A 13,420-nucleotide genomic window follows, 5' to 3' on the forward strand; every position below is an offset into this window, starting at 1 on the left:
CTCGGCGAAACGCCGAGCCTGTTTTCCGCCGCCCGGGAGCCTGCTCATGCCTGTTTTAGCCTGGTCCGACATCGACACCGTTCTGCTCGACATGGACGGCACCCTGCTGGATCTCCACTTCGATAACCACTTCTGGCTTCACCATCTGCCCCAGCGTTACGCCGAGCTGCATGGCACCGATCTGGCCGCAGCCCAGGCAAGGCTGCAGCCATTGTTCCAAGCCCATGCCGGACAGTTGAACTGGTACTGCCTGGACTTCTGGCAGCGGGAGCTCGAGCTGCCAATCGTCGAGCTCAAGCAGGAAGTGGCCGAATTGATTGCCTTGCGGCCCCATGCCGATACTTTCCTGGCTGCCGTTCACGCGGCAGGCAAACGGTTAGTACTGATCACTAACGCTCACCGGGACTCACTCACGCTGAAACTGGAGCGCATCGCCCTGGCGCCCTGGTTCGACCGCCTGATCAGCTCCCATGATTACGGCCATCCAAAGGAAGCCCGTGCTTTCTGGGAGGCGCTGGAGGCGGATATCGGCTTTACGCCGGCCAATGCGCTGTTCATCGACGATACCTTGCCGATTTTGCGCAGCGCGCGGGCGTATGGCATCGGCCATCTGCTGGCAGTGTGCGAGCCGGACAGTCGCAAAGGCCGCAAGGATACGGAAGAGTTTGCCGCGGTGGACGACTTTCGCGAGCTGCTTGTGGGGCTGGCGGCCTCGCCCGCTTCCCAGGGGGCCTGAATGGATATCAAGCAGCTGAAATTCCTCGTGGCTCTGGACGAAACCCGTCACTTCGGCCAGGCCGCGGCGCGCTGCCACATTACCCAGCCCACCCTATCCATGCGCTTGCGCAGCCTCGAAGAAGAGCTGGATCTGCCTTTGGTGAACCGAGGCCAGCGCTTCGAAGGGTTTACACCGCCGGGTGAGCGTATCCTGGCTTGGGCGCGCACCGTGCTGGCGGCGTATGACGGCCTGCGCGCCGAAGCTGCCGCGTGCCGAGGGCACCTGGTCGGCACCCTGCGCCTGGGCGTTGTACCGCTGTCGAGCTTCGATCCGATTCCCCTACTGCGCGACCTGCATGGGCTGCACCCAGAGCTTCGCTTCGAGCTCAGCTCGCTGAGTTCCGACCAATTGCTAGAGCAATTGGCCAGCAACCGGCTGGACCTGGGTGTGTCCTACCTGGATCGCCTCGACCCGACGCGCTTCGAATCCTTGGTGCTCAATGACACCCGCATGGGCTTGCTTCATGACCCACGTCATTTCGACTTCGATGATGCGCCGCTGAGCTGGGAGGCAGTGAACGCATTGCCTCTTGGGCTGTTGACCGTGGGCATGCACTTTCGCCAGTCCATCGATCATGCCTTCCATAGCCGAGGCCTGCACCCTGAGCCCCTGCTGCAGACCGATGCGGTGCACCAGCTTCTGCAAGCGGTTCAGGGCGGCCTTTGCTGCGCCATCATGCCGCTGCATGGCGGCCTTGAAGGCCTGACCGACCATTTGCGGCTGCAGCCGATAGAGCAGGCCCAGACCCTGGCTGGCCTGGGGCTTATCATGCGCCGAGCGGAACCGCGTTCGCCCTTGGCCGAAGCCTGCTTCGCTTACTGTCGGGCCCGTCTGGCACCAGACCGCCTGGCTTAATCGAGGCCATCTATCAGCGGATTGGAACAAGCGATTAGACGACCAGTCACACCCGGCATAGGCTCCATGAACGAAACTGCCGGTACTGCCGATGTCCATCCCGCGTTTTGCTCCCTTGGCGCCCTCTGCGACGGCGCCTTCCGCCAGTCAGGACTATGCCTATGTCACCCTCGCCGGTGGCGAGCGAGGCTGCGCCGCCCTGGCTGATGAGGTAGCGCTGGCCATCGTGTACAACGGCATCAGCCAAGCGGTAATGCTGGTCAGCCCCAGGGACCTGGAAGACTTCGTGGTGGGTTTCAGCCTTGCCAGCGGCATCGTTCCTTCGCTCGAAGATATCTATGACATCAGCCTGCAAGCGTGTGGCGATTCCTGGCAAGCACAGGTCGAAATATCGAGCCGCGCCTTCTGGGCCCTGAAAGATCACCGACGGCAGATGGCCGGCACCAGTGGTTGTGGCCTTTGCGGGGTGGAAGCGATGGACCAGGCCCTGCCCGCGCTGCCTGTATTGGCGCAGGCACCCCTGCCGCCGCTGGCTTGGCTTGGGGGCCTGCGCGAACGTATCGCCGAGCTTCAGCCCCTGGGCAAGCATTCCGGCGCAGTGCACGCGGCCGCCTTCATGAACCGCGAAGGCGAACTGCTTCTGGCCCGGGAAGACATCGGCCGCCACAACGCCCTGGACAAATTGATCGGTGCGCTGCAACGCGAGCGTATCGAAACCACTGGCGGGCTGGTGGTCATGACCAGCCGCTGCAGCCTGGAGCTGATCCAGAAAATGCTGCGCGCCGGGATTCAAACCCTTGTGAGCTTTTCCTCCCCGACTGGCCTGGCCTGCCAATGGGCGCGCCAGCATCGCCTGAACCTCATTCACTTGCCGCATCACAGCGCGCCGCGGGTCTATAGCCCCGCGATGGAGAATCAATCGTGAGCATTTCCAAGGCTGAAACCGCCCCTGCGTCCGCCCCTCGCTTCAAGCCCTACAAGGGCCCGGCCGCGGGCTGGGGCGCTTTGCAGAGCGTCACCCGCTTCTGGCTGTACAGCGGCAACCCGCTGAAGAACATCCGCGCCATGCTCAAGACCAACCAGAACGGCGGCTTCGACTGCCCGGGCTGCGCCTGGGGCGAGTCTCCCGAAGACGGCATGGTCAAGTTTTGTGAAAACGGCGCCAAGGCGGTGAACTGGGAAGCGACCAAGCGCCGGGTGGATGCGGCTTTCTTCGCCCGTCACAGCGTGAGATCGCTGCTGGAACAAAGCGACTACTGGCTCGAATACCAGGGTCGGCTTACCCAGCCGATGGTCTACAACGCCGACACGGACCGCTACCAGCCCATTGACTGGGACGATGCCTTCGCGCTCATTGCCAGCCATCTCAACAGCCTGGAAAATCCCGACCAGGCCGAGTTCTATACCTCAGGCCGGGCCAGCAACGAAGCGGCCTACCTGTATCAGCTGTTCGTGCGCGCCTACGGTACCAACAACTTCCCCGACTGCTCGAACATGTGCCACGAGGCCAGTGGTGTCGCGCTGTCGCAGAGCGTGGGTGTCGGCAAGGGAACGGTGACCTTCGAGGACTTCGAGCACGCCGACGCCATTTTCGTCTGGGGGCAGAACCCCGGCACCAACCACCCACGCATGCTTGAACCCCTGCGCGAAGCGGTGGAACGCGGCGCCCAGGTGGTGTGCATCAATCCGCTCAAGGAGCGTGGCCTGGAGCGCTTCCAGCACCCTCAACATCCGCTGGAAATGCTCACCAACGGCGACCGCCCCACCAACACGGCGTTCTTCCGCCCCGCGTTGGGTGGTGACATGGCCATCGCCCGGGGCATGGCCAAGTTCCTGCTGCAATGGGAGCGTGACGCCCAGGCCAGCGGTGGCCCGGCCGTGTTCGACCACGAATTCCTCAATGCTCACACGACTTCCGTGCAGGAATACCTGGCGGCCGTGGATGCCACCACCTGGGAGCAGATCGTCCAGCAGTCCGGCCTGCCGTTGGTGGAGATCGAGCGCGCCGCCCGTATGTACGCCAGGGCTACCAAGGTCATCATGTGCTGGGCCATGGGCATCACCCAGCATCGCCATTCGGTGCAGACCATCCAGGAGCTGGCCAACCTGGCGTTGCTGCGCGGCAACATCGGCCGCCCAGGCGCGGGCCTGTGCCCAGTACGGGGCCACAGCAACGTACAGGGCGACCGCACCATGGGCATCAACGAGCGCCCACCGGTATTCCTGCTCGATGCCATGGAAAAGCGCTTCGGCTTCCAGGTGCCGCGCCGGCAAGGGCATAACGTGGTCGAGGCCATCCATGCCATGCTTGAAGGGCGCGCCAAGGTGTTCATCGGCCTGGGTGGCAACTTCGCCCAGGCGACCCCGGACACGCCACGCACGGCCGAGGCCCTGCGCAATTGCCAACTGACCGTGCAGATCAGCACCAAGCTCAACCGGAGCCACCTGGTTCATGGCAAGGAAGCGTTGATTCTCCCTTGCCTCGGCCGTACCGACATCGACCGTCAGGCTGAAGGGCCACAGGCCGTGACCGTGGAAGACTCTTTCTCCATGGTGCATGCGTCCTTTGGGCAGTTGGAGCCGCTCTCGCCCCTGCAACGCTCGGAGCCCGCGATTCTCGCCGGCATCGCCCACGCGACCCTGGGCCCGCGTCCGGTGGACTGGCAGTGGCTGGTGGGCGACTACCAGCGCATCCGCGACCTGATCGCCGATACCATCCCTGGCTTTACCGACTTCAATGAGAAGCTCAAGCATCCGGGTGGCTTCTACCTGGGCAATACCGCCGGGGCGCGCCGCTGGAGCACTTCCAGTGGCCGGGCGAACTTCAAGGCCAACGCCTTGCCAGCCGACCTGCTGCATGACAGGGTCCATGCCACCGGCAAGGTACCCGACCTGATCCTGCAGACGCTGCGGTCCCATGACCAGTACAACACCACTATCTACAGCCTCGATGATCGCTACCGTGGCGTGCGCGGCCAGCGCGAGGTGGTGTTCGCCAACGAGGCGGACATTATCCGCCTGGGCTACCAGCCGGGGCAGAAAGTGGACATGATTTCCGTGTGGGAAGACGGCCGCGAGCGTCGCGTCAGCGGCTTTACCCTGTTGCCTTTCGACATTCCGGCGGGCCAGGCGGCAGCCTACTATCCGGAAACCAACCCGCTCGTACCTCTGGAGAGCACAGGCGAAGGCAGCAGCACGCCAACGTCAAAGTTCGTAGCCATTCGTTTCGAGCGGTCACAGGAAAGCGCGCGAATCATTTGATTTGGTATACGCCAGAAAGGCGGGTCGAATCTCTTACGACCCGCCTTGCTTGATTAAGTTTCCCCTAAAAACAATAAGTTAGCGTTTTGTGACACGCTCGTGTCATTCGTCGATTTTCAGTTGTTACCAGCAACGGCCCGTTGCACGATCGCGCCGTCATAAGCCTGAGATTCCTTTCATGAAGCTTGCCTCGATTGTTGCGTTGTCTTTGAGCCTGATCAGCGGCGCGGCCTTTGCCGGCGGTACCGCCGAAGCAGGTATCGGCGGCGCCCTGGGTGGGGTTCTCGGTTCCGTAGTTGGCCAGCAGATCGGTGGCAGCACTGGCTCGGCCATAGGCGCTGGCCTGGGTGGCGCCGCAGGTAGTGCGGTAGGTGCCGACAAGCACAGCCGCGGCGAAGCAGCCCTCGGTGGGGCCTTGGGCGCGGCCGGCGGCAACGTCATCGGACGCAGCGTAGGCGGAAACACCGGTAGCCTGATCGGCGCGGCGGCTGGCGGCGGTGCTGGTGGCGCGCTCGGCAACTACATGGGCAAGGATGATGACCATGGTGACCGCGATCGCCGCGCCGACCGCCGCTGGAAACACGACCGCGGCCATCACTATGGTCACCGTAAGCACTGGCGTCATCGCTGACGCCTCCAGAGGGGCGCCTGTAGCGTCGGATCCATTCCGACCAAATACCAGGGTGCCCCTCTGTTCATTTTCTGAAGCCACGTTTACTCTGCGCGCAATGTAACAGCATTGCGACATCATCCTGTGGCCAGCCCTGGCGATGTCGGTACGCCAGGAACCGCTCCATGACCCAAGCCAATGACAACGGCGTGACTCACTTCCAACGCCTGGACCCGAGCCAGATCGACGTCGTGCTGGGCAGTGCCAGGCCCCCTCGCTCCGTGCCAGCCGAACGTAAAAGTCGTGCCGGCCTTTGGTTGACAGGTCTGGCGGCCGCCGCCGCATTAGCCTGGGGCCTTGAGCATGAGGCCTCGGCGCCAGTGGCTCGCCCTGCCGCCTCGCCGCCCGCCGCGCCACTTGAAGCGGAAACGCCGCCGGTTGCCGTTGTGAACCAGGCTGTTTCCCAGGTAGTGAACCAGGCTACCCTCGTGGTGATAAACGCCCCCGCCACGGCTGCCCCAGCCAAGACCAGCAAGCCTGAGGAGCAAGCTCCGGCACCGCCCCAGGGCTTGGTATCAGCCGAGTACCTGGCCCAGTTCAGGGCCGGAGCCACTCATGCGCAGACGCCTGCGCAGCGCCCTTATCAGATTGCCAGCGTCACTATCCGGGAGTGGGACGGCCCCAATCGCTACGTGGCGCGCTGGCGGATCTACGATAACGAAATCGACCAAGGCTCGGTCTGCTTCAACTTCCCGGGCGATAGTATCGAGCGTCGTGAGTGCCGTCGCGCCGCTCAACAGTACTTCAAGGACCAATGCCGGGACTGGACGCGCCGCGCGGAAAAATCCCGGGATCGCGACACCCGTGATGCCCGGACGCAGCTTTGCGCCGTAGCCAGCCAGTTCACGCCCTGACCACCCTCTTCCGGCCCTCATTAGCCCCCTGAAAAAAAGAACCCCCGCACTGGGCGGGGGTTCGTTCAAGCCTGGGCTCGATTACAACTGCGGACCAGCGGCGCGAATGGCGTCCGAGACTTCGAACTTCTTGAAGTTCTCGATGAACAGCCCGGCCAAGGCCTTGGCTGCTTCGTCATAGGCGGCGGGGTCAGCCCAGGTGGTGCGCGGCTTGAGCAGGCCGGTATCGACGCCAGGCACGGCCTTGGGCACGTCCAGGTTGATGATGTCCAGGTGCTCGGTTTCAGCGCCTACGAGCGCACCGCTCTGAATGGCCGCGATCACGCCACGGGTAGTGGGGATGTTGAACCGCTTGCCTACACCGTAGCCGCCACCGGTCCAGCCGGTATTGACCAGGTACACCTTGGAGCCGAACGCACGGATGCGCTTGATCAGCAACTCAGCGTATACACCGGCCGGACGCGGGAAGAACGGCGCGCCGAAGCAGGTGGAGAAGGTGGACTTGATGCCGGCGCCCGAACCCATTTCGGTAGAGCCGACCAGGGCGGTGTAGCCAGACAGGAAGTGGTAGGCGGCCTGCTCTTCGCTCAGGATCGACACCGGTGGCAGCACGCCAGTCAGGTCGCAGGTGAGGAAGATCACGGCGTTCGGCTCGCCACCCAGGTTCTTCGGGGCGATCTTGTCGATCAGCTCGCGTGGATAGGCCGCGCGGCTGTTCTGGGTCAGGCTGTCGTCGGTGTAATCCGGCACGCGGGTTTCCGGGTCCAGGACCACGTTTTCCAGCACGGCGCCGAACTGGATGGCTTTCCAGATCACCGGCTCGTTCTTCTGGGTCAGGTCGATGCACTTGGCATAGCAGCCGCCCTCGATGTTGAACACCACACCCTCGCCCCAGCCGTGCTCGTCGTCACCGATCAGGTAACGGCTTTCGTCGGCGGACAGGGTGGTCTTGCCGGTGCCGGACAGACCGAAGAACAGGGTGACGTCGCCGTCCTCGCCCATGTTCGCGGCGCAATGCATCGGCAGCACGTCCGCCGCCGGCAGCAGGAAGTTCTGCACCGAGAACATGGCTTTCTTCATTTCGCCAGCGTAGCGCATGCCGGCGATCAACACCTTCTTGGCAGCGAAGTTGATGATGACGCAGCCATCGGAGTTGGTGCCGTCACGCTCCGGCTCGCAGGTGAACCAGGGCGCGTTGAGCACTTGCCATTCCTGGCGCGCGGCAGGGTTGTACTGGGCGGGATTGATGAACAGGCAACGGCCGAACAAGTTGTGCCAGGCCGTCTCGGTGGTCATCTTCACGGCCAGGTAGTGGCTGTCGTCAGAGCCTACGTGAACATGGGATACGAAATGATCACGCTCACCCACATAGGCGCTGACGCGCTCCCACAGGGCGTCGAACTTGTCAGCCGGGAATTTGCGGTTGATGGGCCCCCAGGCGATGTCGCCCTGAGTGGACGGCTCTTCTACGATAAAGCGATCGACCGGAGAACGGCCGGTACGATGACCGGTTTTCACAACCAGCGAGCCATTGGCGGCAAGCTCACCTTCACCGCGTCGAATGGCCTCTTCGACCAGTTGAGCGATGCTGATATCGGTATACACGGCGTTTTTGGCTTGCGTCATGAGAATCCCCGTCGGCGGTTAGCCGAGTGCTCCAAACGTTTGTAGTAGAAAACCGCACCCTACTACAGCTAAAAAGTGGCCGGATTATGCCTAGAACGGATGGAAAAGAGTAGCTCTCCCGGTCTAAAACGGCGCTATTCCGGCGCTCACAGCCCTATTTACACTGCTGAAACTGTTCAGTGACGACTATCTGACGCTGCATCGACCCCACCGCCAGCAAATAGTTGCTTGATATCCGCCGCGTCGAACAAATATCGTTGGTTGCAGAATTGGCAGTCGATCTCTACCACGCCCGTGGCCTGCTCCGCCAGCAACGCCATGGCGTCCTCTTCTCCCAGGCTGATCAGTGCACGGCCAGAGCGCTCGCGCGAGCAAGTGCACTGGAAAGCAATCGGCTGGTGGTCGAACAGCCGCACCTCTTCTTCGTGATACAGGCGATGCAGCAGCGTTTCGTTGGCCAGGGTAAGCATTTCTTCGGTCTTGAGCGTATCCGCCAGGGTCACCAGATGCTGCCAATTGGCCGCCCGTTCTTCGGAATCACGAATCTTGTCCACTGGCAACTGCTGGAGCAGCATGCCACGGGCGCGTTGACCGTCAGCCTGCAGCCAGAAGCGGGTCCCCAGCTGTTGCGACAAGGCGAAGTAATTGGAGAAGCAGGCGGCCAGGTCGTGGCCATCCAGGGCGACGATCCCCTGGTAGCGTTGCCCTTGCGTAGGGTCGATGGTCATCGCCAGGGTTCCGTCCGGCATGAGCGCCTGCAGACCATCCTGCTCGCCCATGGAGGCTGCGTCATAACGGGCCAGGCCGCGCACGCCCAGGGTATTGGAGCATTCCACCATCAGCAGCGGCACCGGGCCATCGGAGCGGGCCTGTAGTACCAGTATCCCTTCGAACTTGAGCGTACCGGCCAGCAGCGTCGCCGCCGCTATGAACTCACCCAGCAGCCTGGCCACAGGCGCGGGATAGGCATGGCGGGCCAGGACTTCGCCATAGCTATGCTGCACCACGACCATTTCGCCGCGCACATCGGCCTCGTCGAAGATGAAACGTTGAGTGAAATCAGTATTCGGGAAATCGTCCATAGGTTCGGTTACCACAGAAAGATGACAAAATGTGTATCGACGGTTAACACGAACGCATCGATTGCGAAGCACCGACAGGTGCAGGGATATCGCGTGATAGAGGTCTATATGAACAAACCGGCTCTGTTCCGGACAAGCTGGAACCTGCCTGGGCTTGCCTTGTGCAACCTGGTTGCGGCGGCATTGCTTTGCCTGTGGCTGTGGCCCACCGGGCACGCTGCCTTCGACGCATTCGACGAAGGGCTCTATGCCCTGCTCAACCATCCCTTGGCCACTCACACCGCGTGGCGGTATATATGGACTCTAGGCAGCCTGCGCCCATTCGATGCCGTGGTGGGCATCATTCTACTGGTGCTGCTGATTCGCGGCGACTGGGTTTTCAAGGCAGCCCAGGTGCGCCAGGCATTCTGGGGGTTCATCGCCACGCTGGTATTGCTGCTGGTGGTCCGGGCGCTGTTCTCCAGATGGTGCGATGCCATGGGCTGGCAGCATGACAGCCCAACCCTGGTGCTGCCAGGCGCGGTGCATTTGAGCGACTGGTACCCTCACCTCGAAAAGGCTTGGGAACTCAAGGATCAATCCAGCTCCAGCTTCCCGGGCGACCATGCCTCAGTGCTGCTGATCTGGGCGTTCTATATGAGTTTCTTCAGCCAGCGTGCCAGCCAGCGGGTAGTGATCTGGGGCCTTGCGCTGCTCTTCATGATGCCGCGGCTGGTCGCTGGTGCGCATTGGGGCCAGGACGACTACATCGGCGGGATGATCATGGCCCTCCTCGCCCTGGGCTGGTCGTGCCATACCCCGCTCGCAGCGCATGCCAGTGCCTGGCTGGTCAAGGCCACCGCACCGCTGTTCGGCATGCTGGCAGAGGTACCAGGCTTGCGCCGCCTGAGCATCGTTGGGCTACAACCGGCCTAATCAGCCCCGGTACGGAACTGGAAGAGTTGTCGGCGCTGCTTCTTGGTAGGCTTGCCATCGGAACTGACGCCCAGCGCCCCGGCCTTGCGCATGGCCGCGGCCTGTTCGCGCCGGGCAATGCTCTGCTCGGTCTCGGCGTACAATTGCTGGGCTTCAGGAGCGCCACGCCGGACATCCGATAGCGCCTTGACCACTACTGTGCGCTCGTCGAAGCCGGTTCGGACCTGATACTCATCGCCTATGCGCGGTTCCTTGCCAGGCTTGCACCGTTCGCCCCGGCAATGCACCTTGCCACTTTCGATCGCTGCCTTGGCCAGTGCTCGGGTCTTGAAGAACCGCGCCGCCCATAGCCACTTATCCAAACGAACCTTGTCATCGTGCTCAGCTTGCTGTGCCACTACCTGACCTCATTTCGAAACATCCATTCACTCTACTACCCTCGCGGCCGGATGCAACGCAGGCCGGCTTTGTTTACAGTGCGCCAAACGGCTACGCCCGACGGCGCAATCAGCGAGTCGGCGCGGTCTATGCATAGGCAAGCCCCTATCCAGGCTTGCCTGGGCGGGCGTGTTCAGTGCGTTTATTTCGGGCGATACCCTTGAAAACTTTCGACCACCTTACCGTGATTGGCCTACGTGAATGGATCGCCCTACCCGAACTCGGCGTGGCCGGCCTGCGCGCCAAGATCGATACCGGCGCCAGTACTTCCAGCCTTCATGCCACCGAAATCGAACCCTTTGAGCGCGATGGTCAACGCTGGGTGCGCTTCAATGCCCATCTGGGCTCGGTGGTCCAGCTGCGCCATCGGCGCTGCGAAGCGCCATTGGTGGCGATAAAAACGATAAAAAGCTCCAATGGAGTCGCGCAAACCCGCTACGTCATTCGCACGTTGCTGGCCTTGGGCGATCATGTATGGCCGGTGGAGTTCACCCTCGCCTGTCGCAAAGCCATGCGTTATCGCCTGTTGCTGGGCTCGAAGGCGCTGGTGGCCGGCCAACTCGTGGTCAACCCGGGCGCTGCCTATGTCCAGGACAAGCCGGTGTCCCCGGCCTCCCTCTCCACTGCCTCAGGTGCTCAATGAAGATCGCTGTGCTTTCGCGCAACCCGCGCCTGTATTCCACCCGCCGGCTGGTTGAAGCCGGTATTGAGCGCGGCCATGAAATGGTGGTGGTCGATACGCTCAGGGCCTACATGAACATTGCCAGCCACAAGCCGCAGATCCACTATCGCGGCAAGCCGCTGGAAGGCTTCGATGCTGTCATTCCACGCATCGGCGCTTCGGTGACCTTCTACGGCTGCGCCGTGCTGCGCCAGTTCGAAATGATGGGCGTCTTCCCGCTCAACGAGTCCGTGGCCATTGCCCGCTCCCGGGACAAACTGCGCTCGCTGCAGCTGTTGTCACGCAAGGGTGTGGGGCTGCCGGTCACCGGCTTCGCCCATTCGCCGGACGACATCCCGGACCTCATCCGTATGGTCAATGGGGCTCCGCTGGTCATCAAGGTGCTGGAGGGTACCCAGGGTATAGGCGTTGTCCTATGCGAAACCACCAAGGCGGCCGAATCGGTGATCGAAGCCTTCATGGGTTTGAAACAGAACATCATGGTGCAGGAGTACATCCAGGAAGCCGGCGGCGCGGATATTCGTTGCTTCGTAGTGGGCGACCGAGTGATTGCCTCCATGAAGCGGCAGGCCAAGCCTGGGGAGTTTCGCTCCAACCTTCATCGTGGCGGCAGCGCCAGCCTGATCAAGATCACCCCGGAAGAACGCATGACGGCCATCCGGGCGGCCAGAGTCATGGGCCTGAGCGTTGCTGGCGTGGACATCCTGCGCTCCAACCACGGGCCGCTGGTCATGGAGGTCAACTCCTCGCCTGGGCTGGAAGGCATCGAGACCACCACGGGCAAGAACGTCGCGGCCATGATCATCGAGCATCTGGAAAAGAACAGCGGACCTAATCTGACCCGGACCCGGGGCAAGGGCTGAAGCCCTCGCATGCAAGGTCAGACCGCGTCCCGTGGAAGCATGAGGTTCAATGGCAAGCGAACCCGTGCTTCCAGCCCACCCCCGGCGCGGTTGCGCAACTCCACATTGCCGCCGTGCATCGAAGCGATGCGCTTGACGATGGCCAGTCCCAAACCGGTTCCCTTGCTTTGCGCTCGCCCGCCACGAGTGAAGGGATTGAAGATGCCTTCGAATTCCTGAGGGTCTATGCCCTCGCCACGGTCCAGGACACTCAGTACCACATAGGGCGCACTCGAGTCGCCGGAAACGAAGGCCGCGACCTCCACCCCGGTACCGGCGTGGTACAGGGCATTGGCGATCAGGTTGTTGAGCAGGCGCTTGATGGATACTCGTCGCAGCGGAAACGGCGGGATCGGCTCCAGGCACAGCCGTATCCTGACCTCTGGCTGATTGAACGCGGCCACCACCTCCTGCACCAGGGCACCAAGGTCCGTTTCTTCCATGTTTTCATCACTGCCATCGCGAATGAAGGCTAGGAATTGGTCCAGGATGGCGTCCATGTCCTCGATATCCCGGACCATTTCCTCGGCGAACTCATTGTCGCTGCTCATCAGTTCCACGGAGAGTCGCAAACGGGTCAGGGGAGTGCGCAGGTCATGGGAAACCCCGGCCAGCATCAACTCACGCTCGCGAGTGGCCTGCTCCACGTCTTCGGCCATCTGGTTGAAAGCGCTGTACACCTCGGTCATCTCGCTGGGCGTGTCGCTGATCGGCAAGCGAACGCTGCGGCCCTGGCCAAGCTGGCGGGCGGCGAACACCAGATGCTTGAGGGGCTGGTTGAGCTGACGGACGAAGATCCAGGCCGATGCGGTGGACAACAGACCGATGGCCAGGAACCACCCCAGCACGCTCCAGATTTTCTGCCCGCGCAGGGGGTGGGGGTACAGCGGCACCTTCAGCCAATCCGGCCCGATGCTCGGCGCCCGCACCCATAAGGCGGGCGGCGCATGCACCCGTAGGCGAACCTCGGTATCCTCGCCCAGCTCGGCCTGCATCTGGCGCTGATAGATCTCACTGTAAGGCCAATGCTGCTCACCCTCGGGCACCGCATCGCCGGCAACCCTGAGCAGCCCCGCGGCATTGGCGATCTGCTCCTGGTTCTGTTCATCGGCCGCCCAGTAGGCTCTGAGGGTCAGGGCCACGCCGTGACTGTACTGGCGATCCACGAGAACATCTTCGTTCATCAATAGATAGACCAGCGTCAGCGCCTTGGAAAACAACACCACGGCCAGCACCAGCCACAGCGTGCGAGCGAAGAAGCTCTGGGGGAACCATACCGGTGCTTTCATGAGTGCCAGCCTACCTTGGTGCCACGAGCCGAGCCACCCAGTACCGCAAAAAAAGGCAGGCGCTGCCT

Annotated in this window: 13 protein-coding genes; 9 read left to right on the forward strand and 4 right to left on the reverse strand. The window is 62.4% G+C overall.

Features of this window, described 5'->3' with window-relative positions; all coding sequences use genetic code 11:
• Positions 1-46 precede the first annotated feature (46 nt).
• The 6 genes from yrfG (at position 47) to BN1188_RS04675 (ending at position 6,418) form a co-directional block, all read left to right on the forward strand.
• The gene (gene yrfG, locus BN1188_RS04650; RefSeq protein ID WP_040260208.1) at positions 47-736 is read left to right on the forward strand and encodes a GMP/IMP nucleotidase; all 690 of its coding nucleotides are present in this window, start codon (positions 47-49) and stop codon (positions 734-736) included.
• Complete coding sequence (locus tag BN1188_RS04655; protein ID WP_040260210.1) at positions 737-1,633, forward strand: LysR family transcriptional regulator; 897 nt, start codon at positions 737-739, stop codon at positions 1,631-1,633.
• Positions 1,634-1,724: 91 nt separating this feature from the next.
• A complete protein-coding gene (gene fdhD, locus BN1188_RS04660) occupies positions 1,725-2,558 on the forward strand; it encodes a formate dehydrogenase accessory sulfurtransferase FdhD (protein WP_040260211.1) in 834 nt (277 codons plus the stop codon).
• A 2-nt stretch (positions 2,559-2,560) separates the two neighbouring features.
• A complete protein-coding gene (locus BN1188_RS04665; protein ID WP_408633578.1) occupies positions 2,561-4,894 on the forward strand; it encodes an FdhF/YdeP family oxidoreductase in 2,334 nt (777 codons plus the stop codon).
• Positions 4,895-5,072: 178 nt separating this feature from the next.
• Positions 5,073-5,525 (forward strand): glycine zipper domain-containing protein, encoded by a 453-nt coding sequence (locus BN1188_RS04670; RefSeq protein WP_040260213.1) that lies wholly within the window; start codon positions 5,073-5,075, stop codon positions 5,523-5,525.
• 164 nt (positions 5,526-5,689) lie between these two features.
• The gene (locus BN1188_RS04675; RefSeq protein WP_040260214.1) at positions 5,690-6,418 is read left to right on the forward strand and encodes a hypothetical protein; all 729 of its coding nucleotides are present in this window, start codon (positions 5,690-5,692) and stop codon (positions 6,416-6,418) included.
• Between the two features lie 81 nt (positions 6,419-6,499).
• On the opposite strand, the gene BN1188_RS04680 is transcribed toward BN1188_RS04675, so the two are convergent.
• Positions 6,500-8,044 (reverse strand): phosphoenolpyruvate carboxykinase, encoded by a 1,545-nt coding sequence (locus tag BN1188_RS04680; protein WP_040260215.1) that lies wholly within the window; start codon positions 8,042-8,044, stop codon positions 6,500-6,502.
• 176 nt (positions 8,045-8,220) lie between these two features.
• Positions 8,221-9,126 (reverse strand): Hsp33 family molecular chaperone HslO, encoded by a 906-nt coding sequence (gene hslO / locus BN1188_RS04685; RefSeq protein WP_040260216.1) that lies wholly within the window; start codon positions 9,124-9,126, stop codon positions 8,221-8,223.
• Between the two features lie 108 nt (positions 9,127-9,234).
• Between hslO and BN1188_RS04690 the strand changes: the two genes are divergently transcribed.
• Complete coding sequence (locus BN1188_RS04690) at positions 9,235-10,041, forward strand: phosphatase PAP2 family protein (protein WP_040260218.1); 807 nt, start codon at positions 9,235-9,237, stop codon at positions 10,039-10,041.
• Here the strand turns inward: BN1188_RS04690 and BN1188_RS04695 are convergent.
• Positions 10,038-10,439 (reverse strand): RNA-binding S4 domain-containing protein, encoded by a 402-nt coding sequence (locus tag BN1188_RS04695; RefSeq protein WP_040260219.1) that lies wholly within the window; start codon positions 10,437-10,439, stop codon positions 10,038-10,040. The genes BN1188_RS04690 and BN1188_RS04695 overlap by 4 nt on opposite strands.
• Before the next feature lie 200 nt (positions 10,440-10,639).
• Between BN1188_RS04695 and rimB the strand changes: the two genes are divergently transcribed.
• Entirely contained in the window at positions 10,640-11,122 is a 483-nt protein-coding gene (rimB, locus tag BN1188_RS04700; RefSeq protein WP_040260220.1) for a retropepsin-like aspartic endopeptidase RimB, read from the forward strand.
• On the forward strand, positions 11,119-12,024 hold the full coding sequence (gene rimK, locus BN1188_RS04705) for a 30S ribosomal protein S6--L-glutamate ligase (protein WP_040260222.1): 906 nt from the start codon (positions 11,119-11,121) through the stop codon (positions 12,022-12,024). The genes rimB and rimK overlap by 4 nt, the downstream gene beginning before the upstream one ends.
• A gap of 17 nt (positions 12,025-12,041) precedes the next feature.
• Here rimK and BN1188_RS04710 read toward each other — a convergent pair whose 3' ends face one another.
• Positions 12,042-13,352 (reverse strand): ATP-binding protein, encoded by a 1,311-nt coding sequence (locus BN1188_RS04710; protein ID WP_040260224.1) that lies wholly within the window; start codon positions 13,350-13,352, stop codon positions 12,042-12,044.
• Positions 13,353-13,420 lie beyond the last annotated feature (68 nt).

Source organism: Pseudomonas massiliensis, from assembly GCF_000826105.1.
GTDB lineage: Bacteria > Pseudomonadota > Gammaproteobacteria > Pseudomonadales > Pseudomonadaceae > Aquipseudomonas > Aquipseudomonas massiliensis.